Below are 23709 nucleotides of genomic sequence, written 5' to 3'. Positions count from 1 at the left end.
ATGTCGCAAGGCCTCTCACCCATCGCCTTCCTGACCCGCACCCGCCGGCCGGGCCGGATCGGCGTCACCGACATGCTCTCCTGGGCTTGGTTGATCCTGGGCACGCTTGCCGTGCTCATTCCGGTAGTCTGGGCGGGCCTTTCCTCGTTCAAGCCCGCCGCCGAGATCACCCGCTTTCCGCCGACGCTGCTGCCGCGTGCGGCGGTTCAGCAGACCGTACCGGGTTTCGACGCCCCGCTCAGCCTCTGGACCGTCGACGTCGACGGCCAACGGCGCGAGATGGCGATGGTGCGGCGCATCGGGCTGAAAGCCCAGATGGTCGATCCGAGCAATCCCGGACCGCCGGTCAGCGTCGACGTCAAAAGCATGTCGCCGGTCCAGCGGCTTACGATCGCGACCGAGAACTATACCGATCCGCTCACCAGGTTCGACTTCCTCACCTTTCTGAAAAATTCGGTCTTCGTTACCTTCGTGGCGACGCTGCTGACGCTCGTCGTCAACGCGCTTGCGGCTTTCGCGCTGTCGAAATACCGGTTCCGGGGCGAGAAGGCGATTTTCGTGCTGATCATCTCGACGCTGATGATCCCTCTCACGGTGGTCATGGTCCCAGCCTATCTGGTCGTCGTCGGCGTCGGCCTGGTGGACAGTCTCTGGGGCATCATCATTCCGACCGTTGCCTCGCCGACCGGGGTCTTCCTGCTGCGCCAGTACATGCTCACCATTCCCGACGAACTCATCGAAGCGGCCCGTGTCGACGCGGCAAGCGAGTTCCGGATATTCTGGCGCATCGTGCTGCCGCTGACCGCGCCGGCGCTCGCGGTGCTGGCGATCTTTTCCGTCCTGTGGCGGTGGAACGACTTTCTCTGGCCTTTGATCGTCTTGAGCAGCCGCGAAAACTTCACCCTGCAGGTCGGGCTCAACGCTTTCCAGGGCGAGTTTTCCGTGCAGTGGAATTACATCCTCGCCATGACCTTCCTGAGCCTGGCACCGGTCACAGTCGTCTTCCTGTTCCTGCAGAAATACATCACCACCGGCATTGCCGGCACCGGAATGAAGTGAGGTTCACCTGCGGGGCGGAGCGACGCTGCCCCGCAGCACCAGCTTGCAGCCGAGTTCCAGCCGGTAGGCCGGCCGCAGCGGATCGTTGGCGACGAGCCGTTGTTCCAGAAGGCTGATAGCGGCCGCCCCCAGCCGGTCGGTCGGTAACTGGACCGTCGAGAGCGGCGGTGTGCTGAACTCGCCGGGCACGATGTCGTCGAAGCCGAGCACGGACATTTCTTCCGGCACGCGCATGCCGAATGCCGCAAGCGCTCTTAAGCAGCCGAGCGCCAGGTTATCGGCGGCGCAGAAGATCGCGGTCGCGCCGCGCAGGCTGCTATCTGCGGAAAGCAATTGGCGGATCGCCTGCTCGCCCTGGTGGGGCTCGTATCCCTCCGCCTCGACGATCATCTCCGGCGATACGGCAAGGCCGGCCGCAAGATGCGCATCGGCGTAGCCGTCATATCGGCGGCGAATGGTGGTCCGGCCCTTCCAGGTCAGATGCAGGATACGGCGATGGCCGAGCGAAAGCAGGTGCTCGGTTCCCTGGCGGGCGCCGAAGCGGTTTTCACCGGTGACCGTATCGACCAGCATCGAAGGGTCCTCGCCGTTCAGGATGACGAGCGGCACCCGCCCCGCGGCAAGGGCGCGGATCAGTTCCGGCCGGTCGTCGTTGAGGATGACGATGCCGTCGACATTTTCGACCTGCGCCAGCCGGCGCACCTCACTCGCGTCGATCCGGCTGCCGGCGCTGACGAAAGGGACGATACGGATGCTGAGGCGCTCGCATTCCTGGCGCAGGCTGTTGAGCATCGTCCAGCTGACGAGATTGACATCGCTGTGAGGCGCCGCATCGCTGGTGATCGCCAGGAGGATCGTGCGAAGCGTGGCGATCGTCGCCCGGCTTCGACGCTTTTCCAGATATCCCAGCCTTTGCGCGGAATTAAGGACCCGCTCCCGAACTTCTATGGATATGGGCGCGGTTCCGTTGAGAACATGGGACGCGGTACTGAGCGAAACACCGGCATCCAGAGCCACATCTTTCAAGCCTATCTTGGCTTTCAATAGAATTTCTTTCGATTTAAGCTGGGTTTTCGAAGCGCCAATACGAGCAAACAATGTCTCACATTGTTCGTGCCGGCCATTTGGATATCCCCGCGCAGACCTGTTGCCGGAGCGATGCCTCATCCCCTGATGCGATCAACTTCGTCCATCATGCACGCTCAAGAGGCTCCAATGCAAGACGATCTTGACGCGGCCTTTCGCAGAAAAGCCGCGTCACATTGTTGTGGAAGCGCTCCGTCTCGCGCCTCAAGCAGCTGGCTTCAATACCAGGGCCTCAGACTATTCATCGACGACGATCGACTTGCCTTCCTTGACGGCCCGCAGGGCTGCGTCGGCCAGCATCAGCGCGATCACGCCGTCTTCGGCGGAGGGCGAGGGGGTCGAGCCGCTTTCGACGCTGTCGATGAAGGCGGAAATTTCCGCTGCATAAGCCTCGGTATAACGGGTCATGAAGAAATCATGCAGCGGCGGGCGGGTATAGCCGTCCTTGTTGGCGATCTCGATCGAGACCGGCCGCTGGTTCTCGGCGGCGACGGAGCCGAGCGATCCGTGCACCTCGATGCGCTGGTCATAACCGTAGCTCGCCCGGCGGGAGTTGGAGATGATTGCCTGCCTGCCGCTTTTCGTGGTCAGGATGAGGCTTGCGCTGTCATAGTCGCCAAGCTCGCCGATTTTCGGGTCGACCAGCACGGCGCCGGACGCCATGACGCTGTGGATTTCCTCACCGAGCAGGAAACGCGCCATGTCGAAGTCGTGGATCGTCATATCGCGGAAAATGCCGCCGGAAACCTTGATGTATTCGGCCGGCGGCGGGCCGGGATCGCGGCTGGTGATCGTCACCATTTCCACCTTGCCGATCCTGCCGTCGTCGATCGCCTGTCGCACGGCCCGGAAATGCGGATCGAAGCGGCGGTTGAAACCGAGCATTACCTTGGCGCCGGTCCTGCGAACCGTCTCGACGCAGGCCTTGGCGCGGTCGACGTCGAGGTCGATCGGCTTTTCACAAAAGATCGCCTTGCCGGCCTTGGCGAAGCGTTCGATCAGATCCGCATGGGTGTTGGTCGGCGTGCAGATGATCACGGCATCGACATCGCCATCGGCCTCGACCGCATCGATCGTGCTGACCTTGCAGCCGGTGCTGTCGGCTATCGCTTTCGCCGCATCGGCCATGGCATCCACGACTGCGACGAGTTTCGCTCGCCTGTCCTGAGCGATGGCGCGCGCATGTACCTTGCCGATGCGGCCTGCGCCGAGAAGCGCCAGTTTCGTGACCATGATGTCCTCCCGTGACATTGTCAGCTGTTTCAGCTAGTGCCGCCATCGCGGGCGACACGGCCATTTTCCCTGCTGTGTTTCAGGGTGTCCAAATCAAAATTTGGAATATATGTTCTATTTTGCTAGTTTGTGATTTTACCTGTGTCAAGGAAAACGGAAGGACCGAATGGAGGACAGAGCGCCGGCCAGCATCAGGCAATTCGAAGAGCGGCTGATCGACGTTGCGGAGAGCCTGCCGAAGCGGCTGCGGCAATGCGCCGACTATGTCGCGGCCAACAAGGACCGGATTGCGGTGTCTACGGTGGCCGAGATGGCGGAAGGTGCGGGCGTGCAGCCTTCGGCCTTCATGCGTTTCTGCCGGATTCTCGGTTTTTCCGGTTTTTCTGAAATGCAGCGGCTGTTTCGCGAGTCCTACGCGGGCAGCTGGCCGGATTATTCGACGCGGCTGAAACATCTGCGGGACAAGGCCGAGGGTAGTGCTTCCGCGCTGCTGGCCGAGTTCGTCGATGCGGGCCGTGCTTCGCTCGAAAGCCTCCTGAAGACGATCGATGCGAAGACCCTGGACGACGCAGTCGAGGCGCTGGCGAAGGCGCAGATGATCCACATCATCGGCCTCAGGCGCTCGTTTCCCGTCGCAAGCTATATTTCCTATGCGTTCGAGAAGATGAACGTTCCGGCCATCCTGCATTCCGGCGTCGGCGGGCTCGACAACCACAATGCCATCCGCACCGGCGACGTGCTGCTGGCGATCACCTTTTCTCCCTATTCGGCAGAGACGGTCGATATGGTCGAGTCAGTGAGCGCGCGGGGAATCCCGGTCGTGGCCCTGACCGATACGATCGTCAGCCCCTTGCGGAAGTTCGAAGCGATCACACTTTCCGTCTCGGAGGTTGATTTCGGCGCTTTCCGCTCGCTGTCGGCGACGCTCTGTTTGGCCATCGTGCTGTCGGTGGCTGTGGGCACAAAACGATCCGAGTGAATGTTTATATTGAAAAGTCAGAAAATAGAATTTATAGTCCATTTCTGATTGGAGGCGGCCGGGGAGGATCGGCCGGCTTCGGCCGGTATCGACGGGGCATAAAGCCCTGCCGCCGCAAGGGAGGAAATCTTGGCGTCATTGGATCTTATCACGATCGGCCGTTCGTCCGTTGATCTCTACGGCGTGCAGGTTGGCGGGCGTCTGGAGGATATGGCCTCCTTCAACAAATATATCGGCGGCTCACCGACGAACATCGCCGCGGGTGCGGCAAGGCTCGGGCTGAAATCGGCGCTGATCACCCGCGTCGGCGCCGAGCATATGGGCCGGTTCATCCGCGAGCAGCTCGTCCGCGAGAAGGTCGACGTGCGCGGCGTCAAGACCGATCCGGAGCGGCTGACGGCACTCGTTTTGCTCGGCATCCGCGACCAGCATCAGTTTCCGCTGATCTTTTATCGCGAGAACTGCGCCGACATGGCGCTTTGCGAAGACGATATCGATCCCGGCTTTATTGCAGAGGCGGGCTGCGTCTGCGTCACGGGCACCCATCTTTCCCATCCGAACACCGAGGCCGCCGTCCTGAAGGCGCTGCGGCTCGCCCGCGAGAATGGCGCCCGCACGGCCCTCGACATCGACTATCGCCCCAATCTGTGGGGTCTTGCGGGCCATGAGGCGGGAGAAAGCCGCTTTATCGAGTCCAGCAAGGTGACCGCCAAGCTGCAATCGAGCCTGCATCTGTTCGACCTGCTGGTCGGGACGGAAGAGGAGTTTCATATCGCCGGCGGTTCGACCGACACGCTCGAGGCGCTGAGAGCGGTTCGCGCCGTTTCCAAGGCGACGCTGGTCTGCAAGCGCGGCCCGATGGGGGCCGTCGTCTTCGAAGGCGATATTCCCGACAGCCTCGAAAAAGGCCAGACGGGGCAGGGTTTTCCGATCGAGGTCTTCAACGTGCTCGGTGCCGGCGACGGCTTCATGGCAGGCCTGCTGAAGGGCTGGCTCACCGGTGAGGACTGGCCGACCGCGCTGAAATACGCCAACGCCTGCGGCGCCTTCGCCGTCTCGCGCCACGGCTGCACGCCGGCCTATCCGAGCTGGGAAGAGCTACAGTATTTCTTCCGCACCGGCATCCGGGACAGGGCGCTGCGTAAGGACGATGCGCTGGAGCAGGTGCACTGGTCGACCAACCGGACGGGCGCGTGGCCGCAATTGCGGGTCTTCGCCTTCGATCACCGCATGCAGCTCGAAGCGATCGCCGATGAGGCCGGACAGAGTTCGGAGCGGATCGATGAGTTCAAGGCGCTTTGCCTGAAGGCCGCGCTCGACGTCTCGGATGGCAGGCAGGGCTACGGCATTCTCTGCGACGGGCGGCTCGGCCGCGAGACGCTTTACAAGGCGACGGGCACGGGGTTGTGGATCGGCCGGCCGGTGGAATGGCCAGGCTCGCGCCCGCTGACCCTGGAGCCAGAGCTTGGTCCCGATCTCGGTGGCATCACGGAATGGCCGGTCGAGAATGTCGCCAAGGTTCTTTGCTTCTACCATCCCGATGACCCGGCAGAGATGCGGGAGAAACAGGAAGAGGTGATCCAGCGCCTGTTTGCCGCCACCCGCCGCAACCGGCTGGAAATGCTGCTGGAGGTGATCCCCTCCAAGGTCGGACCGGTCAACGATCGAACCGTTGCCGATATCATCGAGCGTTTCTACGAGATCGGCGTTTACCCCGACTGGTGGAAGCTCGAACCGATGACGAGCGAGGCCGCCTGGGCGAATGCTTGCGCCGCGATCGAGAAGCACGATCCCTATGTGCGCGGTATCGTCGTGCTCGGGCTCGATGCGCCGATGGCGGAGCTGGAGGAAAGTTTTGCCACCGCGGCACGCTTCGACCTTGTGAAGGGTTTTGCCGTCGGCCGGACGATTTTTGGCGATGCGGCGCGGCGGTGGTTTGCCGGTGCGATCGGTGACGACGAGGCAGTGGCCGACATGGTGCGAAAATACCGCGAACTCTGCACGGCCTGGGACACGGCACGCGCAAGAGCCGGCAGCGGAGGAGGAAACGGGCGATGACAACAGTGAGACTGACCGCCGCGCAGGCGATGGTGCGCTATCTCGCAAACCAGATGACGGAGGAGGGCGTGCCCTTCATCGCCGGCGTCTGGGCGATCTTCGGGCACGGCAATGTCGCCGGCATGGGCGAGGCGCTGGCGGGCATCCGGCCGGACCTGCCGACCTATCGCGGCCAGAACGAGCAGTCGATGGCCCATGCGGCGATCGCCTATTCCAAACAGCTTCGCCGCAGCCGAGCAATGGCGGTGACCTCCTCGATCGGACCGGGCGCGCTCAACATGGTGACGGCGGCAGCGCTCGCGCATGTGAACCGCCTGCCGGTGCTCTTCATCCCAGGCGATGTCTTCGCCAATCGCGGGCCCGATCCCGTCCTGCAGCAGATCGAGAATTTCGGCGACGGCCTTGCAAGCGTCAACGACTGCTTCCGACCGATTAGCCGTTATTTCGACCGCATCAGCCGGCCGGAACATCTTTTGACTGCACTGCCGCGCGCCATGCGGACCCTGACGGATCCTGCCGATTGCGGCCCAGTGACATTGGCTTTCTGCCAGGACACCCAGGCCGAGGCCTATGATTATCCGGAAAGTTTCTTCGAGCCGAAGACGTGGCATTGGCGCCGGCCGCGGCCGGATGAAAACGAGCTCGGGCGTGCGGTCGAGGCGATCCGGGCAGCAAAAAATCCGGTCATCGTCGCCGGCGGCGGCGTGCATTTTTCCGGCGCGACCGGGACGCTCGCGGCGTTTGCGAGCCGGCACAATATCCCGGTCGTCGAGACGCAGGCCGGCAAGTCGGCGCTGCCCTGGGACCATACATCCAATTTCGGCCCGGTCGGCGTGACCGGCGCTTCGAGCGCCAATGCCGTTTGCGAAAACGCCGATCTGGTGATTGGCGTCGGCACCCGGTTCCAGGATTTCACCACCGGCTCCTGGGCGCTCTTCAGGAACCCGACGCGCCGTATCCTGTCGCTCAATGTCCAGCCCTATGACAGCGCCAAGCACGAAGCGATCCCGCTCGTCTCGGACGCGAAGGTCGGGCTGGAGCTGGTGAGTGCGGCGCTCGGCGATCATCGTTTCCGAGGAGTGGATGCCGGCCTCAAGGAGGATTGGTTCGCCAATGCGGATGCCGTCACCGCTGCCCCCGAGGATGGCAATCTGCTGCCGACCGACATGCAGGTGATCGGCGCAGTCCAGCGCGCCTCGCGCGACAATACGGTCGTCATGTGCGCCGCCGGCACCATGCCGGGCGAGCTGCACCAGCTCTGGAAGGCGGGAAGGCCGCTCTCCTACCATATGGAATACGGCTTCTCCTGCATGGGCTACGAGATCGCCGGCGGGCTCGGCATCAAGATGGCGGAGCCGGATCGCGACGTGATCGTCATGATCGGCGACGGCTCCTACATGATGATGAACTCCGAGCTTGCGACGGCCGTTGCCATGGGCGTCAAGATCACCGTCGTGATCACCGACAACCGCGGTTACGGCTGCATCAACCGGCTGCAGATGGCGACCGGCGGCGAGCAGTTCAACAACCTCTATGCGCACACCAATCAGGCGAACCCGATGCAGATCGATTTCGCCGCCCATGCCGCCGCAATGGGCGCCGATGCCCGCAAGGTCTCCTCGATCGCCGATCTGGAAGCGGCATTGAACGGTGCGCGGGAAGCGAAGGTCGCAACCGTTATTGTCATCGACACCGATCCCTATCCGACGCCTGAAGGCGGGGGATACTGGTGGGACGTCGCGGTGCCGGAGGTCTCGACCCGCGCTGAAGTCACGCAAGCTCGCGCCGCCTACGAAGCCGCACTCAAGGAAAGACGCTGACATGATCCTCTACGGTACCAATCCCATCGCCTGGTCGAACGACGACGACCGTTCGCTTGGCGCCCATATCAGCCTCGACCAGTGCCTCGACGAGACCGCCAAGATCGGTTTTGACGGCATCGAGAAGGGCCACAAGTTTCCGCAGGAGCCGGCGGCGCTCAAGGCCGTGCTGGAGCCGCGCGGGCTGCGCTATGTTTCCGGCTGGCACTCCCTGAACCTGCTCGTCAACTCCGTCGAGGACGAGAAACGAGCGATGCAGCCGGCGCTCGATCTCCTCAAGGCGATGGGTTCGAAAGTCATCATCGTCTGCGAGACGTCGAATGCCATCCACGGCGACGACGGCAAGGCCGTCAACGACCGTCCGAAACTCCCCGACAGCGAGTGGAAATCCTTCGGCGCCGGCGTCGAGGCGCTGGCGGAGTTTGCGGCCGAGCAGGGCATCAGCCTCGTCTATCACCACCACATGGGCACGATCATCGAGAGCGAAGCCGAGATCGACAGGCTGATGGCAAATACCGGCCCGCATGCAAAACTCCTGCTCGATACCGGCCATTGCCTGTTCGGCGGCGGTAACCCGGAGCGCGCCGCAAGCAATCACATGGCCCGCGTCGGCCATATCCATGCCAAGAACGTCCGCCCAGACGTCGCCGCGCAGGTGCGGAACGAAGGTCTTTCTTTTCTCGAAGGCGTGCGCCGTGGCGTCTTCACCGTCCCGGGCGACAAGGAAGGCGGCGTGAGTTTCCCCCCGGTGCTGAAGGTCGCCGCCGACCATGGTTATGAAGGCTGGCTGGTGATCGAGGCCGAGCAGGACCCGGACGTGCGCAATCCCTTCGAATACCAGAGCATGGGTCTTTCCTCGCTGAAGGCGATGGCGCAGGCAGCCGGCCTCGACAAGGGGAGGGGCAACGCATGACGAACCTGCTGCGCAAGCCGAAAGACGCATCCGGCAAGGTGCATGACGTCACGCCGAAGGATGCCGGCTGGGGTTATGTCGGCTTTGGCCTCTACCGCCTGAAGCCGGGCGAAAGTGCTGCCGAAAAGACCGGCGAGACGGAAGTCATCCTCGTGCTGGTCGAGGGCAAGGCGGATATCTCCGGAGGCGGCAAGGCTTTCGGCGAGCTCGGCGACCGGATGAACGTCTTCGAGCGCAAGCCGCCGCACTGCGTTTATGTGCCCGCCGGTTCCGACTGGAGCGCCAAGGCGACCACCGAATGCACGCTCGCTGTCTGCACCGCGCCAGCCAGGCCGGGACGCGAAGCGGCGGTGATCGGGCCGGAAGGGCTTTCCCTCAATACCCGCGGCAAGGACGCCAATACCCGCTACATCTTCCCGATCGCCATGGAAGAGCGGGATGTCGCCGACAGCCTTCTGGTGACCGAGGTGTTCACGCCGGCTGGCAATTGGTCCTCCTATCCGCCACACCGGCATGACGAGGACAATTTCCCCGACATGACCTATCTGGAAGAAACCTATTACCACCGGCTGAACCCGGCGCAGGGGTTCGGTTTCCAGCGGGTCTTCACCGAAGACGGCTCGCTTGACGAGACCATGGCCGTTTCGGACCACGATCTCGTGCTGGTGCCGAAGGGCCATCATCCCTGCGGTGCGCCTTATGGCTACGAGATGTATTATCTGAACGTCATGGCCGGCCCGATCCGCAAATGGCGGTTCAAGAACCACCCGGACCACGACTGGATCTTCAGAAGGGACAATCCCTAAACCGGTTGCTTGGGATGCTCGGCGATGTCGCCGATCTCGGCCATCTGGGTGTCGAGTTTGTCGAGCATCTCGCGGAAAATCCCCGCATAGGCCGGATCGTCGGCGATGTTCCGCAACTCGTGCGGATCTTCCATGCAGTCGAATAATTCCCATTCCGGCGGGGCGCCGTTCGGTCTGGCGCCTGGCTGTCCCAGATCGTCATTGTACCAGTAGATGAGCTTGTAGCGGGCGTCGCGTACCCCGTAATGCGCCCAGGCGCCATGGATGGCATCGTTGTGCATCCAATAGCGATGGTACACCAATTGCTGCCAGTCGTCCGGAGTCCGCCCCTCCAGCACCGGTCGCATCGATCGCCCCTGCATGAAGGAAGGCGTCCGCACCTCGGCATAGTCCAGGAAGGTGGGCGCAAAATCGACGTTGCAGGCGAGATCACGACTGGTCGTGCCACCCGGAATCGCCGCCGGATAACGCGCCAAAAACGGCATCTGCAGACTTTCCTCATACATGAAACGCTTGTCGAACCAGCCGTGCTCACCAAGGAAGAAGCCCTGGTCGGATGTGTAGATCACCAGCGTGTTCTCGGTCAGGCCTTTTTCGTCGAGGTAGTCGAGCAGGCGGCCGACATTGTCGTCGATCGATTGAACCGTCCGGAGGTAGCGCTTCATGTAGCGTTGATATTTGAATTCTGCGAAAGCCTGTGGATCGGTGAAGGTGTAATTCCGGCCGGTCGAAGCGCATACCACAGTGATGCTTTCGCCACTTTTAAGTTCCGGCACGCGGCGCACCGGAATCTGATCCAGCATCAGTTCTCCCGTGACGGTGGCAGGCCCCTCCGGCTGCACGAGCCCGAGATCCTCCCAGGTGAGATCGGAACGAACGCGCATGCGGGCGGCGGCGGCCGCTGCCGCACGGCCGGAATAATCGTCGTTGAACGTCGACGGCAGCGGAAGATCCTCTTCCGCCCAGAGATGATTGTGTTTGTGGTCGGGCACGAAATTACGATGGGGCGCCTTGTGGTGGCACATCAGAAAGAAGGGCCGGTCGTCGCCTTGTTCGATGAAATCGATCGATTTGTCGGTAATGATATCGGTGACATAGCCCGGAATTCGGCGCCGGCCATCACGATCGATGAAGGCCGGGTCCCAATAATCACCCTGCCCTGGAACGACGGCCCAGTCATCGAACCCCTTCGGCTCGTGGAGAGGCCCTTCGCCGAGATGCCATTTGCCGAAGATGCCGGTGCGGTATCCTGCCGCTTTCAAAAGCTTGGCCACGTTGGGGATGCGATTGTTCATGTGCGTGACGAGCGTCGTGACGCCATTGACGTGGTTATGCGTGCCGGTCAGGATCGCGGCCCTCGACGGCGTGCAGATCGAGTTCGTGACATAGGTCGCGTCATGTCTCACACCCTCCTTCGCCAGCCGATCGATATTGGGGGTGTGGTTGAGACCTGCGCCATAGGCCGAGATTGCCCGCGCGGCATGGTCATCCGACATGATGAAAAGGATATTCGGTCGCAAGTATTCCTCCCTCGCACGCGGCAGGAATACGTATGATCGCAACCATCGAACCCGTCCGCCTTGGTCAAGGATACAGTGTCAGGTCATGCGCAAATAATGCAATTTCAGAAGCAAGCGATGCGAAAAACTGATCACTGCTGACCGCTTCGCCCGGTCTCCGGTGACTTCTCGAGATGAAACCGCTCCTTGCAGAGTGCGATCAGCTGGCGCACCGGAGCCCAGTCACCGAGTTCTTCGCGATAGATCACCCCCGTCCGCGTATGCCTGTAATTGAGGTTGACCGGCACCGGGACGATGCGTGGGCAGGAGGTCGCAAGAACGGCCGCGTCGGGCAGCAGGCAGAGGCAATCGCTCCGCTGAAGGATGGACAATGTCGAATGCAGGCTCTCACAGCTCAACCGGATATCGGGCTCCCGCCCCAGCCGCTCGAAAAGACCGTGCTGGGTGGTGGCCTGATAGATCGGAAGCTCGGAATGAACGAGCCAGGGATAATCGAGCAGGCGCTCCGGCGGAACCGCTCCTGCCGCATCACGGGCGGCGAAGATCGGATGATCCTCGCGCGCCATGACATTGTTGATCACCTTCGTCAGCGGAAGCGCAACGAGGCGGAAGTCTTGCGAATCATCGACCGTCATTCCCGTGAACAGCATGTCGAGGCGCCCCTCCAGGAGATCGGTGATCGAGGTCGCATAACGGCTGTTCCTGAGCTCGAAGACGATCTTGGGGAACCGCCGCTGCATGTCGACGAGCAGTTCCGGCAGGATTGCGGGGCGCCACATCGGCCCGGCGCCGATCCTCAGATAGGCCTTGCCTATCGCCCTGTCGGACATGAGCTCCTGCTCGGCCACTTCCCAGTGGCGCATCATCCGCAGTGATTCTGACAAGACCTTCTCGCCGAACAGCGTCGGACGGACACCACGTGCATGCCGCTCCAGAAGCGGCCGCCCGAAATGGGCCTCCAATTGGGCGAGAGATCGAGACAAGGCGGGCTGCGTGAGGTTCAGCCGTTCGGCGGCACGACGGAGACTGCCTTCCTCCACGATCGCCTGGAGACGGAAGAGGTGGGTGATCTGATCCAGCATGGCAGTGATAAGCTTCGTTTATCGGTCACGCCGTTAATTGCATTTTTCCTGCATTGCCTCAACTGCTATGGCATTCGGAATGCCAAGAATGCGTATTTGGCAGGATCTTATTCGCTACATGCAGCCTGTCTGGCCGGGGAGCGGGCAAGTCAGGCTCTCGGGGAGGAGAGCATGCGAAACCGATTGATTTTGTCCGCCTTGACGGCGGCTTTTTTATCCGTGCCGCCAGTCGCCAAAGCAGAAGTCGGGAACAACCCCGAGACGCTTGCGCTCGCTGGCATTCTGGATAACGACACCTTCGACCGTGCCGGCCTTTCCATCGGCCATCGCGCCCAGTACTGGATGCCGGTCTTCGACACGCTGCTCTATACCGCACCGGACGGCAAGACGATGCCAAATCTGGCCACGGAATGGCACTTTAACGGCGATGGTACGGAGCTGACGCTCAAGCTGCGCGAAGGCGTCAAATTCACCGACGGAACGCCTTTCAACGCCGAGGCGGTGAAGGCAAACCTCGAATATCTGCGCGATGGCGTCGGGCAGAACACCTGGATGGCTGGCGCCGTCCAGAATGTCGAGATCGTAGGCCCGGCAGAGCTGAAGCTGCACCTCAAGGAACCAGATCCGGGCATGCTCTTCAACCTGGCGACCGTGGGCGGCGCGATGGCGAGCCCCGCGACGCTCGGCAAGGCTGATTCCAAGATGCTCCCGATCGGCTCCGGGCCTTACATCTACGACACGGCGCGCTCGGTGACCGGGCGGCAATACGTCTACAAGCGCAATCCGGATTATTGGAATGCCGGCGCCTTTCCGTTCGAAACCATGACGATCACGCCGATCAACGATCTCAGCGCGCGGATGAATGCGCTGAAATCCGGTCAGGTGGATGCCGCCGCGGGCGAAGGACAGGTCGTCACCGAGGCCGAGGCGAGCAAACTGACCGTCTCCAGATTGCCCGTGGACTGGCTGGGTCTGTTTCTCTCCGACCGCGACGGCAAAATGGTAAAGGCGCTGTCCGACGTCCGCGTCCGGCGCGCGCTCAATATGGCATTCGATGAAAAAGCGATCCTGAAGTTCGTCGCTAGGGGTTATGGCGAAGTCACGGATCAACCTTTCGTCCCGCCGAGCGAGGCATTTGATCCATCGCTCGACGGGACCTATCACTACGACCCGAAGGCGGCCCGTGCACTGCTTGCCGAAGCGGGTTATCCCAACGGCTTCAGCGTCACGATGCCGGATATCGGCACGCTTGCTGCCTATACGCCGATCATCACCCAGCAGCTCAAGGATATCGGCGTCACCGTCAGCTGGGTGAAAGTTCCGCCGAACGTCACGATCGCCGAGTTGCTGTCGGGCAAATACCCGATGTTCCTTTTTCGTCTGGGGAGCCAGTCGCCTTGGGCCGACTTCAACAAATTCGCCTTCGCAAACTCCCCCTGGAACACCTCCAAGGCAAAGGACGAAAAACTGGAGGCTCTCCTGAAGACAGCCCAGTATACGCCTCCAGGCAAGGAGCAGAATGCCGCGATGCAGGCTGCCAATCGATATATGGTCGAGAATGCCTTCTTTGCGCCGTGGTTCCGCATCGACAGCATCTACATTTCCAACGCTGAGGTGAAGGTCCAGATGCAGGCGCAGAACATCGTGCCTTGGCCGCGCAATTATGCGCCCGCAAAGTGAGCTCGGACGCCGATGGTACGTTATCTTCTGAGACGGGTGGCTTCCGGCATCGCGCTGCTTTGCCTGGTCTCGACCGTAACCTTCATGATGGTTTTCGGCGCCACGGGCAACGTCGCCCGCAACATCCTCGGTGAGAACGCGACGGTCGACCAGCTGAAGGCGCTGAACAGCCGGCTGGGGCTCGACCGACCGCTGATGGTCCAGTTCGGGGATTGGGTGAGCCATGCCGTCCGCGGCGACCTCGGTCCGTCATGGACGATGAGCGAGAGCGTGGCGTCGGCACTTGCGAGCCGGCTGCCCGTCACCCTGTCGATGGTGACCATCGCCGTGGCGCTGATGGCGCTCCTTTCGGCGATGCTCGGCATCGCCGCGGCTGTTCGCGGCGGCTGGGCCGATCGGGCGATCCAGATCGTCAGCGTCGCAGGTTTCGCCATGCCGAATTTCTGGCTCGGCCTGCTGCTGGTCCTCACCTTCTCGGTCAAGTTCGGCTGGCTGCCGGCGACGGGTTATGTTTCGTTCGGCGCCTCGCCGTCCGCATGGGCGGCTTCCCTGGTGCTTCCCGTAACGGCGCTGGTGCTTTCGGGGATAGCCTCGGCCTCCCAGCAGATCCGGGGCGCAGTCATCGATGCGCTCAAGCAGGATTATGTGCGCACACTCCGCGCCCGCGGCGTCAGTCCCCGTTCGGTTCTCTATCGCCATGCGCTGCGCAATGCGATGCCGGCGGCGCTGACCGTTCTTTCCGTACAGTTCATCGCTCTTCTTGGCGGTGCCGCCGTCATCGAGCGCGTGTTCGCCATTCCCGGCATGGGATCGTTGACGGTTTCGGCTGCGCTGATCGGCGATGTTCCCGTGCTCATGGGAGTGGTGGTGACCCTCATCATCGTGGTCGTTCTGGTGAACATACTGGTCGACTTCCTCAACGCATGGGCAAATCCGAAGGTGAGGATGTCATGAGCGATATCAACACCGCCCAGCCGCCAATCCCCGCCGCTTCGCAGCGCCGTCATTTCGTCCGTTCGGTGCTCACCAATCCGACAGGCCTTGTCGCTGCGCTGGCGCTGCTGATCGTCATCGCATCGGCGATCTTCGCGCCTCTGCTTGCCCCCAACGATCCGTCCGCCGTCCAGATATTCAAGGTCAATGCCGTCGCCGGCGACGGTTATCTCTTCGGCGGAGACGGTTCGGGACGCGACATATGGAGCCGTCTCCTCCATGGTGGCCGCAACACATTCCTCGGTGCCCTGATCACGGTTGTCATCGCCGCATCCATCGGGGTGACAGCGGGGCTCTTCGCCGGTTTTTACGGCAGGAAACTCGATCTCGTGGCCCGCTGGATCTCCGACGGAATCATGGCACTGCCGGCGCTGATCGTATTGCTCGCCTTCTATCAGGCGCTTGGGGCCTCGATCTACCTGTCGATGGCGGTTTTCGGAGTGATGCTGTCACCGGGTTTCTTCCGGCTTACGCGCAATCTCGTCAACGGGGTCAAACACGAGCTCTATATCGACGCCGCGCGCGTCTCGGGCCTCAGCGATCTCAGGATCATCACGAAGCACATCCTGCTTTCGGTACGGGCACCGGTGGTGATCCAGACCTCAATCGTCGCCGGGATTGCCATCGTCGTCCAGTCCGGTCTCGAATTCCTCGGGCTGGGCGACCCCAGCACGCCGACCTGGGGCGGAATGCTGCAGGATGCCTTCTCCAACATCTATGTCACTCCGCAGGCTATTCTCTGGCCGGGGCTTGCAATCACGGCAACGGTCGCTTCGCTGGTGTTGCTTGCGAATGCCATTCGCGACCGCATGCAGCAGGGCGGCGTTCAGGTGAGAGCGCCCAAGATTCTCCCCCTGGCGGTGAGCGAATCGCTGCCGCAAACCGCATCCGACGTGCTCCTCGACGTGCGGGATCTGGTTGTTGCCTATCCCGCGAACGACGGTTGGCGCGAAGTCGTCAAGGGCGTGAGCCTCAGCCTCAGGCGCGGCGAAGTTCTGGGGCTTGTCGGCGAAAGCGGATCAGGCAAGAGCCAGACGGCGTTTTCCATCCTCGGACTTTTGTCGCCCGGGGGCCGTGTGCTTTCCGGTTCCATCCAGTTCGACGGTATCGAACTGGGGAAGTCTTCCGAAGATGAGCTGCGTACCCTTCGCGGCAAGCGCATCGCCTATGTCCCCCAGGAGCCGATGGCCAATCTCGATCCGGCGTTCCGGATCGGGTTCCAGCTCGTCGAGCCGATGATGACGGTGCTCGGAATCTCTCGGGCGGAAGCGACGCGGCGGGCGCTGAAACTGCTTGCCCGCGTGAAGCTGCCGGACCCCGAACGGGTATTTCGCGCCTATCCACACGAGATTTCGGGGGGCATGGCCCAGCGCGTCCTCATTGCCGGCGCCGTCGCCTGCAGTCCCGACCTTCTGATCGCCGACGAACCGACGACGGCGCTCGACGTAACCGTGCAGGCGGAGGTGCTCGACCTTCTGCGCGACCTGCAAAAGGAGTTCAACATGGCGGTCATGCTGGTGACCCACAATTTCGGTGTCGTGGCGGATAGTTGTGACCGGGTGGCCGTCATGAAGGACGGCAGGATCGTGGAAATCAACACCGTTGCTGACCTCTTCGCCGCGCCGGCGCACGACTACACTCGCATGCTTCTCGGATCTGTCCTCGAAGATGGCAGGACGCGCACATATCGACCACCGACGTCGGAAGGAATGCGGGCATGAACGATCAGATCCTTGTCGATTGCCGCAACGTCAACGTCCATTTCGGCGCCCACCATGTCCTGAAGCACGTCAATCTGACCATCCGCCCCGGTGAAACCGTAGGGCTGGTGGGCGAGAGCGGATCGGGCAAGACGACGCTCGGACGCGCCATTCTCGGCATCGGCCCGGTCAGCTCCGGCGAGATAGTGTTCGACGGCGAGAATATCGCCGGAGTTCCGCCCCGCGCCCGCAAAGGCCAGGCCGCCATCCAGGCGGTCTTCCAGGATCCCTACAGTTCGCTCAACCCGTCGATGACGATCGACGACATCCTGACGGAACCGATTGTTGCGCGCCGCCTCGCCTCGCGTGCCGATGCCTCCCGGCAGGTTCGCAAGCTGCTCGATCAGGTCGCCCTGCCAAGCGACGCGGCGGACCGGTTCGCCCGCGAGTTTTCCGGCGGCCAGCGTCAGCGCATCGCCATTGCCCGTGCGCTGGCGCTGTCCCCGCGCCTCATCGTCTGCGATGAACCGGTCTCGGCACTCGATCTTTCCACCCAGTCGCGGGTCATGGACCTGTTTATCGAGATCCAGGAGCGGACGGGCGTCGCCTATCTTTTCGTTTCCCACGATCTGGCGGCGGTGCGTCACATCTCGCATCGTGTTGCGGTCATGCGTTTCGGCGAGATCGTCGAATTCGGAGAATGCGATCAGGTGACGGCGCGCCCCGCTCACGACTACACCAAGCGCCTGCTTCTCGCCGCGCCCGTCGCCGATCCCGCAAGGCAGGCGGAACGGCGCGCGGCGTTCCGCGCCCTCGCAATGACGGCTTAAACCATGCGCGCCATCGTCCTGATGTTCGACAGCCTCAACCGCCGCCTTCTGCCGCCCTATGGCGACAGGACGGCCCATGCCCCGAATTTCGGGCGGCTTGCGGAAAAGACGGCCACGTTCGACCGCTGTTATGCCGGTTCCATGCCCTGCATGCCGGCCCGGCGCGAAATGCATACCGGCAGGTATAACTTTCTCCACCGGTCCTGGTCACCGATCGAGCCGTTCGACGACAGCGTGCCGGAATTGCTGAGAAACGCCGGAATCTACACCCACCTGGTCACCGACCATCAGCATTATTGGGAGGATGGGGGCGCGACCTATCACACGCGCTTTTCTTCGCACGAGTTCTTTCGCGGCCAGGAAGGCGACCTCTGGAAAGGCATTGTCGAAGGTGTGGATCGCACGCGTCTCGTCGACTTCCTCTACCAGATGAAGCGGCAGGACCCGATCAACCGGACCTATCTCAGAGACGAGCGAGACCACCCGCAAACCCGGACATTCGATGCCGGGCTGCAATTCATCGAAACCAATGCCGGCCAGGACGATTGGATGCTGCAGCTCGAGACCTTCGATCCGCACGAGCCGTTTTTCAGCTATGCCGAATATCACGCGCTCTACCCGGATACCGGCGAGGATTTCGACTGGCCGCCCTATGATCGCGTCACCGAGGCGGAAGAACAGGTCCTCCAGGCGCGGCATCGCTATCTGGCACTGCTTTCGATGTGCGACCGCAATCTCGGCCGGCTGCTTGACATGATGGACGAGAAGAACATGTGGGACGATACGATGCTGATCGTCTGCACGGACCATGGTTATATGCTCGGCGAAAAGGGCTGGTGGGGTAAATCCGTTATGCCGTGGTACGACGATACGATCCACACGCCTTTCTTCGTCTGGGATCCGCGGGCCAGGGTTGCCGGCGAACGGCGCTCCGCGCTCGTTCAGACCATAGACATTGCGCCGACGCTCCTCGACCTGTTCGGCCTCCGGCCGACGCCCGATATGCAGGGAAAACCGCTTCTTGAGACGGTCAGAAACGATGTTCCGGTTCGCAAGGCCGGACTGTTCGGGAATTTCGGGGGGCACGTGTGTGTCACCGATGGCCGTTACGTCTACATGCGATGCTGCGCCACGGAGGACAATTCGCCGCTCCATGAATATACGCTGATGCCGACCCACATGCGCGCCCGCTTCTCCCCGGACGAACTGTCGAAGGCGGAGCTCGCGCCGCCTTTCTCTTTCACCAAGGGAGCCCCCGTCCTGCGCATGCCGGGATGGACGATCCGGGGCCCCTGGGTTTTCGGGACCCTGCTCTACGATCTTGAGACGGATCCCGAGCAGAAAAATCCGCTCAGAGATGATAGAATTGAAATGCGGATGGCCGAGCTGCTCGTCAATCTGATGCGTGCCTCCGATGCACCCTCCGATCAGTTCGAACGGCTCGGCCTTCCCGAGACGGGACCGGTGCGCGGCGAACACCTGCTCATCGAAAAACAATGGGCGCAGGTCGTTTCCAGCCAGCGCAGCGTGGCGCGGGCAAGCGATTTCCCACAAGGGGCTCGGGTGGCGAATATCCCCATCGCGAAGCTTATGGCCGACGAAACGACCCGCCGCATCCTGATTGCGGAGGTTCCTCGTCTTGCGTCCAAGCCGCTGCCCGCGCCACTCGCCGCAAAGACGCTGGTGCAGGCAGCAACGGTTTGGCAGGAACTGGACCTGGAAAAGCTCGAGGCGCTTGAGCGTGCACTCACCGAGCAGGTTTGAACGGAGAGATCGATGCCATCGACACTGGATCATCTGACGAAATCGCCCTTCAACCTCGATCGTGAAGCCCTCGACTGGGTGACCCGGACGTTCCAGGCCCTGGACGATACCGGGCGCGCAGCCCAGCTTTTTAATCTCAATTCGCGCGGTGACGACCGCGAGACGGAGATCGTCCGCCTCGGCGAGCTGCAGCCTGGCGGCATCACCCGTTATTTCGGCGCGGATGGCACGAGGGAACGCGCGCATATGGCAGCGGTTCAGGCCGGGGCCACGGTCCCTCTGCTCGTTTCCGCCGATCTTGAAGGCTCACGCATGAGCCTCTCCTTCGGCACGGCCGTTCCCAACCCGCTGGCCCTGGCCGCCGTCGACGATGTCGAACTGACCGAGGCGATCTCCGACCTGATGGCGCGCGAAGCCCGTTCCGTCGGGATCAACTGGTCCTTCACACCGGTGCTGGATATCAACGCGGCCTTTCGCAGCCCAATCGTCGCAACGCGGGGATACGGCTCGGATCCGGCGCTGATCGAACGTCATGCACTGGCGCAGATGCGCGTCTTCCAGCGCCTTGGCCTTGCCGCGACCGTGAAACATTGGCCGGGCGAAGGGTATGACGAACGCGACCAGCACCTGGTCACCACCATCAATCCACTGTCGATGGAAGAATGGCGAGCCACCTTCGGTCTGCTCTACAAGGCCGCCATCGATCAGGGGGTCAAGTCGGTCATGTCGGCGCATATCGCGCTGCCGGCTTATGTCCTGGAATGCGATCCCGATGCGGGCGAAGAAGCCTATCTGCCGGCTTCGGTCTCCGCGCCGCTCAATACCGCGCTCCTGCGGGGCGAGTTCGGCTTCAACGGCCTGATCGTCTCCGACGCCAGCGAGATGGCAGGCCTTTCGGGCGTGATGCCGGCGCATGACGCGAAGATCGAGATCATCGCGAGCGGCTGCGACATGGTTCTTTTCTCCTCCAAACCGGAGGCGGAAATCGCTGCGGTGCGTGACGCCGCCCATTCCGGGCGCATTCCAGCGGAGCGTTTCCACGACGCGGTCACACGCGTCCTCGCCCTGAAGGCCTCGCTCGGCCTGCATCGCGGCGTCGCGATGCCGGTCCATGTGAGTGAACCGTCTGCCCAGGAAGTGGCCAGCGAGGCTTTTGCTCGCGCGCCCACGCTGGTGAAGGACAGGAACGGTACGCTGCCGCTCGATCCTGAAAAGCATCGCCGTATCCTTGTCGTTTCCGGCGGTATCGTTGAGCCGATGCAGAATGCGAGGCTGGATTTCAAGCTGCCGGAAATGCTGGCTGCCGAGGGCTTCGAGGTGACCCTCAATCCCCATGGCACCCCGCTCGATGCAGACGGGCACGACCTCGTCCTCTATCTGTTCGGCGAAGAGACGCTTCTGACGCGCGGGCGCATCTTTCTGGATTGGCGGGCACTTCACGGGGATTTCAGGGCCGCCATGAAACGGCCTTGGACGAGCTTGCCGACGGTGATGATTTCCTTCGGCTTTCCCTATTATCTCTACGATGCCCCCCGGGTGCCGACCTATATCAATGCCTATTCCACCCACGAGGCGATGCAGACCGCTGTGGTGGAGGCGCTGATGGGGCGAAGGCTGTGGAACCGGAGGAGCCCCGTCGATCCTTTTGCCGGAGCGTTTGACGCTCAATATTGATTAGGTTCTGGGACGGATGCCGGATGAAAGGCAGGCGGCATCCCGTCGGCCGTAACAGGGCATTCGTCGCGGTCCCGCCTGCGGATCAAAGGCCATGGTCATTTCCGGCGCCGGCGTCATACGCGATCCGGAAGCCGGTATTGCTCGAGGCGCTATCCGGGGAAAGGCCCATTCGCGCCGCGATGCGGTACCGATAGCAGTAACTCTTGTGGCAGAGGAACGAGCCGCCCTTCAGCACTTTGTCGGAAAAGCGCTTGGCATGCTCGTTTCGCGCCTTTGCCTGTTTCGACAGCGAGCGCACCTTGAAGGGATCCGCGGTCCATTCCCAGACATTGCCGGCGAGATTGTAGAAACCGGCCTCGTTGGGGGCGAAGCTGCGCGCCGGCGCGGTGCCGAAATATCCGTCCTGCAGCGTGTTGGTGTCGGGAAAGCGGCCCTGCCAGATATTGCAGAAGATCGCTTCGTCGGTCGGCTCTTCCTCGCCCCAGGGATACCGCCGGCGGCGGTTGCCGCCGCGTGCGGCATGCTCCCACTCCGCTTCTGTCGGCAGACGGCCGCCGACCCATCGCGCGAACGCGAGCGCATCATTCCAGGAGACGTGGGTGACCGGATGGTCAAGCCGATCGTCGATCGAACTGCCGTGGCCTTCCGGTTGCCGCCATGTGGCGCCGTCGACGCGCGTCCACCAAGGGGTACCGACGACACCCCCCGTCGCAAGGCTGCTGTCACCGAGCAGCGATGCGAATACGGCCGACGAGCCGAACCGCTCCGATTCCGTCACATGGCCGGTCGCCTCGACGAACTGGGCAAACCGACGGATGGTGACCGTCTCGACCTCGAGGTGAAAATCCTGCAACGAAATCCTGCGCTCCGGCCCCTCGCCATCGGCGGAGATTACCGGGTCATGGGTTCCAACGAATGTCTCGCCCCCCTTGATGGCAATCGCTTCCCCTCGGATGCCGGCAGAGACCGTGTTTGCCGGTACGCCAGATATCGCCTGCTCCGTCTCCCGCCTTGATCCTGAACAGCATCCACTCATTGCGTCTTCCTGATGTATCTTATTTCGTCTTGCGGATTTTTCAGGCCGCCAACCTTCTGATCTTCGGTGGTCCACGACTTCGCTTTGGCAAACATATAAACGCTCCATTGCGGGAATGCCAAAAGCATTTAGGCGATCGAATGATAGACGGACTTTCGTCCTTTCAGCGGGCCATTGTTCCTTGAGGGAGCTCTGTTGACTAATTGATCAACTCGGCTGACAAAGACGGCGATAAAGAGAGGGAACATTCATGGCCGACGAAGAAAACATCGAGCTTTCTACCGTGTCTGCGACGGCTGAATCCGCGCCGGCGCCGTCCGTTGCCAAGAAGGCGGCCTCTCGACGAAAAAAAGCTTCGGTCGAACCTGTTCGCGCCACATCGAAGGCGGCTTCATCAACGAGGTCTAAAAGGCATACGGACGAAGGCAAGCTTGAAAAGCTGGGACAGATCGACGCCCAGCTGGCAAACGGGGTAACGCTCAAGGACGCAGTCAAGACCGTCGGTATTTCGGACCAAACATATTACCAATGGAAGAAGGCCGTAAAGTCCGAGGGCGCCGTTCGGAAAGCGCCTGTTTCTGTTCCCGTTACCGACGATCTTGCCGAGTTCACCCAGCTCGAAGAGGAGAACCAACGGCTTCGCAAGCTGTTGGCGGAAAAGTTGCGCACCGAGAATGCAGAACTGCGCAGACGACTCGGTCTTGAGTGAAGCCGACACCGGAATCTCGCGTCATGTGCCCAATTTGACTACAGGATTCATTGGCTAGCCGATAAAGACAAAAGGCTTGTGGGACCCGCTCGATAGCGCAGGACTCGGCAATCGACATATCCACGCTGAGAGACAGATGAAGACCACACGGCGCAACTTTGTTGTCGAGTACAAAACCAATCGACGGCAGCCGAAGACCCCAGCAAACTCGATCTGGGGTGATACGGATTTGAGGGCACTGGCCCGGGCGGTGGAAAGCGACACGTCGCTGCCACATCGCATCCAGCCGATTGAGGAGCGCCCGCGAACCTCCGCCAATGCCGCGGTCACGTCCGAACGAGTGAAGCTGGAGCCGAGCATTGAAAACGGCCATCGCGCCGACGATCCAGGAACAATCCTTTCATTGGACGGCGAAGCCGGTTCATCGCCGCCGCCTCAAATCGAATTGCCGGCGGCAATTGATGCTCAGCCATCCCCCGAAATGGTAGCGGTAGTAAGAGATCACGTACCGTTGTCGAGCGCCGAGAAGCCGCACGTAAACGTTCAGACCATCGAAATTGTCACGCCGTCCGGAAAGGACCATCCTCAGCGATGGAGTGTCCATCTGCCGGACGTGGTTTCGGATGACGATCTGGCGGCGCTCGACGCCGAGAACAGGCGGCTCAAAAAGCTGCTGGCCGACAAACTTCGGACCGAGAATGCTCGCCTGACGAACATGCTTCAGCGGCTCGGCAGCTTATAGTCGGCTTGAGAAGTCGGACCCA

At 61.9% G+C, this 23709-nt stretch carries 19 protein-coding genes; 14 read left to right on the top strand and 5 right to left on the bottom strand.

The features are described 5' to 3' along the window. Positions 1 to 1059, top strand: coding sequence for a carbohydrate ABC transporter permease (locus AC1D3C_RS00655; RefSeq protein WP_477481557.1), 1059 nt, complete (start codon positions 1 to 3; stop codon positions 1057 to 1059). A 3-nt stretch (positions 1060 to 1062) separates the two neighbouring features. Here the strand turns inward: AC1D3C_RS00655 and AC1D3C_RS00650 are convergent, their stop codons facing one another. Then, positions 1063 to 2226: a LacI family DNA-binding transcriptional regulator gene (locus tag AC1D3C_RS00650; RefSeq protein ID WP_477481556.1), complete on the bottom strand. Its 1164-nt coding sequence runs from the start codon at positions 2224 to 2226 to the stop codon at positions 1063 to 1065. Positions 2227 to 2382: 156 nt separating this feature from the next. Then, a complete protein-coding gene (gene iolG, locus AC1D3C_RS00645; RefSeq protein WP_477481555.1) occupies positions 2383 to 3378 on the bottom strand; it encodes an inositol 2-dehydrogenase in 996 nt (331 codons plus the stop codon). Between the two features lie 166 nt (positions 3379 to 3544). On the opposite strand from iolG, the gene AC1D3C_RS00640 reads away from it, so the two are divergent. The 5 genes from AC1D3C_RS00640 to iolB all read left to right on the top strand — a co-directional run bounded on the left by AC1D3C_RS00640 (position 3545) and on the right by iolB (position 9954). Next, the gene (locus AC1D3C_RS00640) at positions 3545 to 4357 is read left to right on the top strand and encodes a MurR/RpiR family transcriptional regulator (RefSeq protein WP_477481554.1); all 813 of its coding nucleotides are present in this window, start codon (positions 3545 to 3547) and stop codon (positions 4355 to 4357) included. A gap of 129 nt (positions 4358 to 4486) precedes the next feature. Beyond that, positions 4487 to 6415 carry a bifunctional 5-dehydro-2-deoxygluconokinase/5-dehydro-2-deoxyphosphogluconate aldolase gene (locus tag AC1D3C_RS00635; RefSeq protein ID WP_477481553.1) on the top strand — a complete coding sequence of 643 codons (1929 nt, stop codon included), beginning with the start codon at positions 4487 to 4489 and terminating at the stop codon, positions 6413 to 6415. After that, positions 6412 to 8235 carry a 3D-(3,5/4)-trihydroxycyclohexane-1,2-dione acylhydrolase (decyclizing) gene (iolD, locus tag AC1D3C_RS00630; protein WP_477481552.1) on the top strand — a complete coding sequence of 608 codons (1824 nt, stop codon included), beginning with the start codon at positions 6412 to 6414 and terminating at the stop codon, positions 8233 to 8235. Before AC1D3C_RS00635 ends, iolD begins: the two co-directional genes overlap by 4 nt. Position 8236: 1 nt before the next feature. Continuing rightward, complete coding sequence (gene iolE, locus AC1D3C_RS00625) at positions 8237 to 9148, top strand: myo-inosose-2 dehydratase (RefSeq protein ID WP_477481551.1); 912 nt, start codon at positions 8237 to 8239, stop codon at positions 9146 to 9148. Continuing rightward, the gene (gene iolB / locus AC1D3C_RS00620) at positions 9145 to 9954 is read left to right on the top strand and encodes a 5-deoxy-glucuronate isomerase (RefSeq protein WP_477481550.1); all 810 of its coding nucleotides are present in this window, start codon (positions 9145 to 9147) and stop codon (positions 9952 to 9954) included. The genes iolE and iolB overlap by 4 nt, the downstream gene beginning before the upstream one ends. On the opposite strand, the gene AC1D3C_RS00615 is transcribed toward iolB, so the two are convergent. Continuing rightward, on the bottom strand, positions 9951 to 11474 hold the full coding sequence (locus AC1D3C_RS00615) for a sulfatase family protein (RefSeq protein ID WP_477481549.1): 1524 nt from the start codon (positions 11472 to 11474) through the stop codon (positions 9951 to 9953). The genes iolB and AC1D3C_RS00615 overlap by 4 nt on opposite strands. Before the next feature lie 131 nt (positions 11475 to 11605). After that, positions 11606 to 12556, bottom strand: coding sequence for a LysR family transcriptional regulator (locus AC1D3C_RS00610; RefSeq protein WP_477481548.1), 951 nt, complete (start codon positions 12554 to 12556; stop codon positions 11606 to 11608). Between the two features lie 171 nt (positions 12557 to 12727). Between AC1D3C_RS00610 and AC1D3C_RS00605 the strand changes: the two genes are divergently transcribed. From AC1D3C_RS00605 to AC1D3C_RS00580, 6 genes are read left to right on the top strand one after another with little or no spacing between them, the layout of a single operon-like run. Further along, positions 12728 to 14236 (top strand): ABC transporter substrate-binding protein, encoded by a 1509-nt coding sequence (locus tag AC1D3C_RS00605; protein ID WP_477481547.1) that lies wholly within the window; start codon positions 12728 to 12730, stop codon positions 14234 to 14236. A gap of 12 nt (positions 14237 to 14248) precedes the next feature. Further along, a complete protein-coding gene (locus tag AC1D3C_RS00600) occupies positions 14249 to 15190 on the top strand; it encodes an ABC transporter permease (RefSeq protein WP_477481546.1) in 942 nt (313 codons plus the stop codon). Continuing rightward, positions 15187 to 16950: a dipeptide/oligopeptide/nickel ABC transporter permease/ATP-binding protein gene (locus AC1D3C_RS00595; protein WP_477481545.1), complete on the top strand. Its 1764-nt coding sequence runs from the start codon at positions 15187 to 15189 to the stop codon at positions 16948 to 16950. The genes AC1D3C_RS00600 and AC1D3C_RS00595 overlap by 4 nt, the downstream gene beginning before the upstream one ends. After that, positions 16947 to 17759, top strand: a complete 813-nt coding sequence (locus AC1D3C_RS00590) for an ATP-binding cassette domain-containing protein (protein ID WP_477481544.1) — start codon at positions 16947 to 16949, stop codon at positions 17757 to 17759. The genes AC1D3C_RS00595 and AC1D3C_RS00590 overlap by 4 nt, the downstream gene beginning before the upstream one ends. Before the next feature lie 3 nt (positions 17760 to 17762). Further along, a complete protein-coding gene (locus tag AC1D3C_RS00585; RefSeq protein WP_040125482.1) occupies positions 17763 to 19523 on the top strand; it encodes a sulfatase family protein in 1761 nt (586 codons plus the stop codon). A gap of 12 nt (positions 19524 to 19535) precedes the next feature. Beyond that, positions 19536 to 21197: a glycoside hydrolase family 3 protein gene (locus AC1D3C_RS00580; protein ID WP_477481543.1), complete on the top strand. Its 1662-nt coding sequence runs from the start codon at positions 19536 to 19538 to the stop codon at positions 21195 to 21197. A gap of 85 nt (positions 21198 to 21282) precedes the next feature. On the opposite strand, the gene AC1D3C_RS00575 is transcribed toward AC1D3C_RS00580, so the two are convergent. Further along, positions 21283 to 22236, bottom strand: coding sequence for a formylglycine-generating enzyme family protein (locus AC1D3C_RS00575; RefSeq protein ID WP_477481542.1), 954 nt, complete (start codon positions 22234 to 22236; stop codon positions 21283 to 21285). Positions 22237 to 22486: 250 nt separating this feature from the next. Between AC1D3C_RS00575 and AC1D3C_RS00570 the strand changes: the two genes are divergently transcribed. Continuing rightward, positions 22487 to 22945, top strand: a complete 459-nt coding sequence (locus AC1D3C_RS00570; protein ID WP_040125478.1) for a transposase — start codon at positions 22487 to 22489, stop codon at positions 22943 to 22945. 136 nt (positions 22946 to 23081) lie between these two features. After that, positions 23082 to 23687: a hypothetical protein gene (locus AC1D3C_RS00565; RefSeq protein WP_040125477.1), complete on the top strand. Its 606-nt coding sequence runs from the start codon at positions 23082 to 23084 to the stop codon at positions 23685 to 23687. The last annotated feature ends 22 nt before the right edge of the window (positions 23688 to 23709 follow it).

This window comes from Neorhizobium sp. P1_A6, assembly GCF_056406795.1.
The sequence above is the reverse complement of the archived record's forward strand: the minus strand, read 5'-3'. Positions and strand labels throughout refer to the sequence as shown.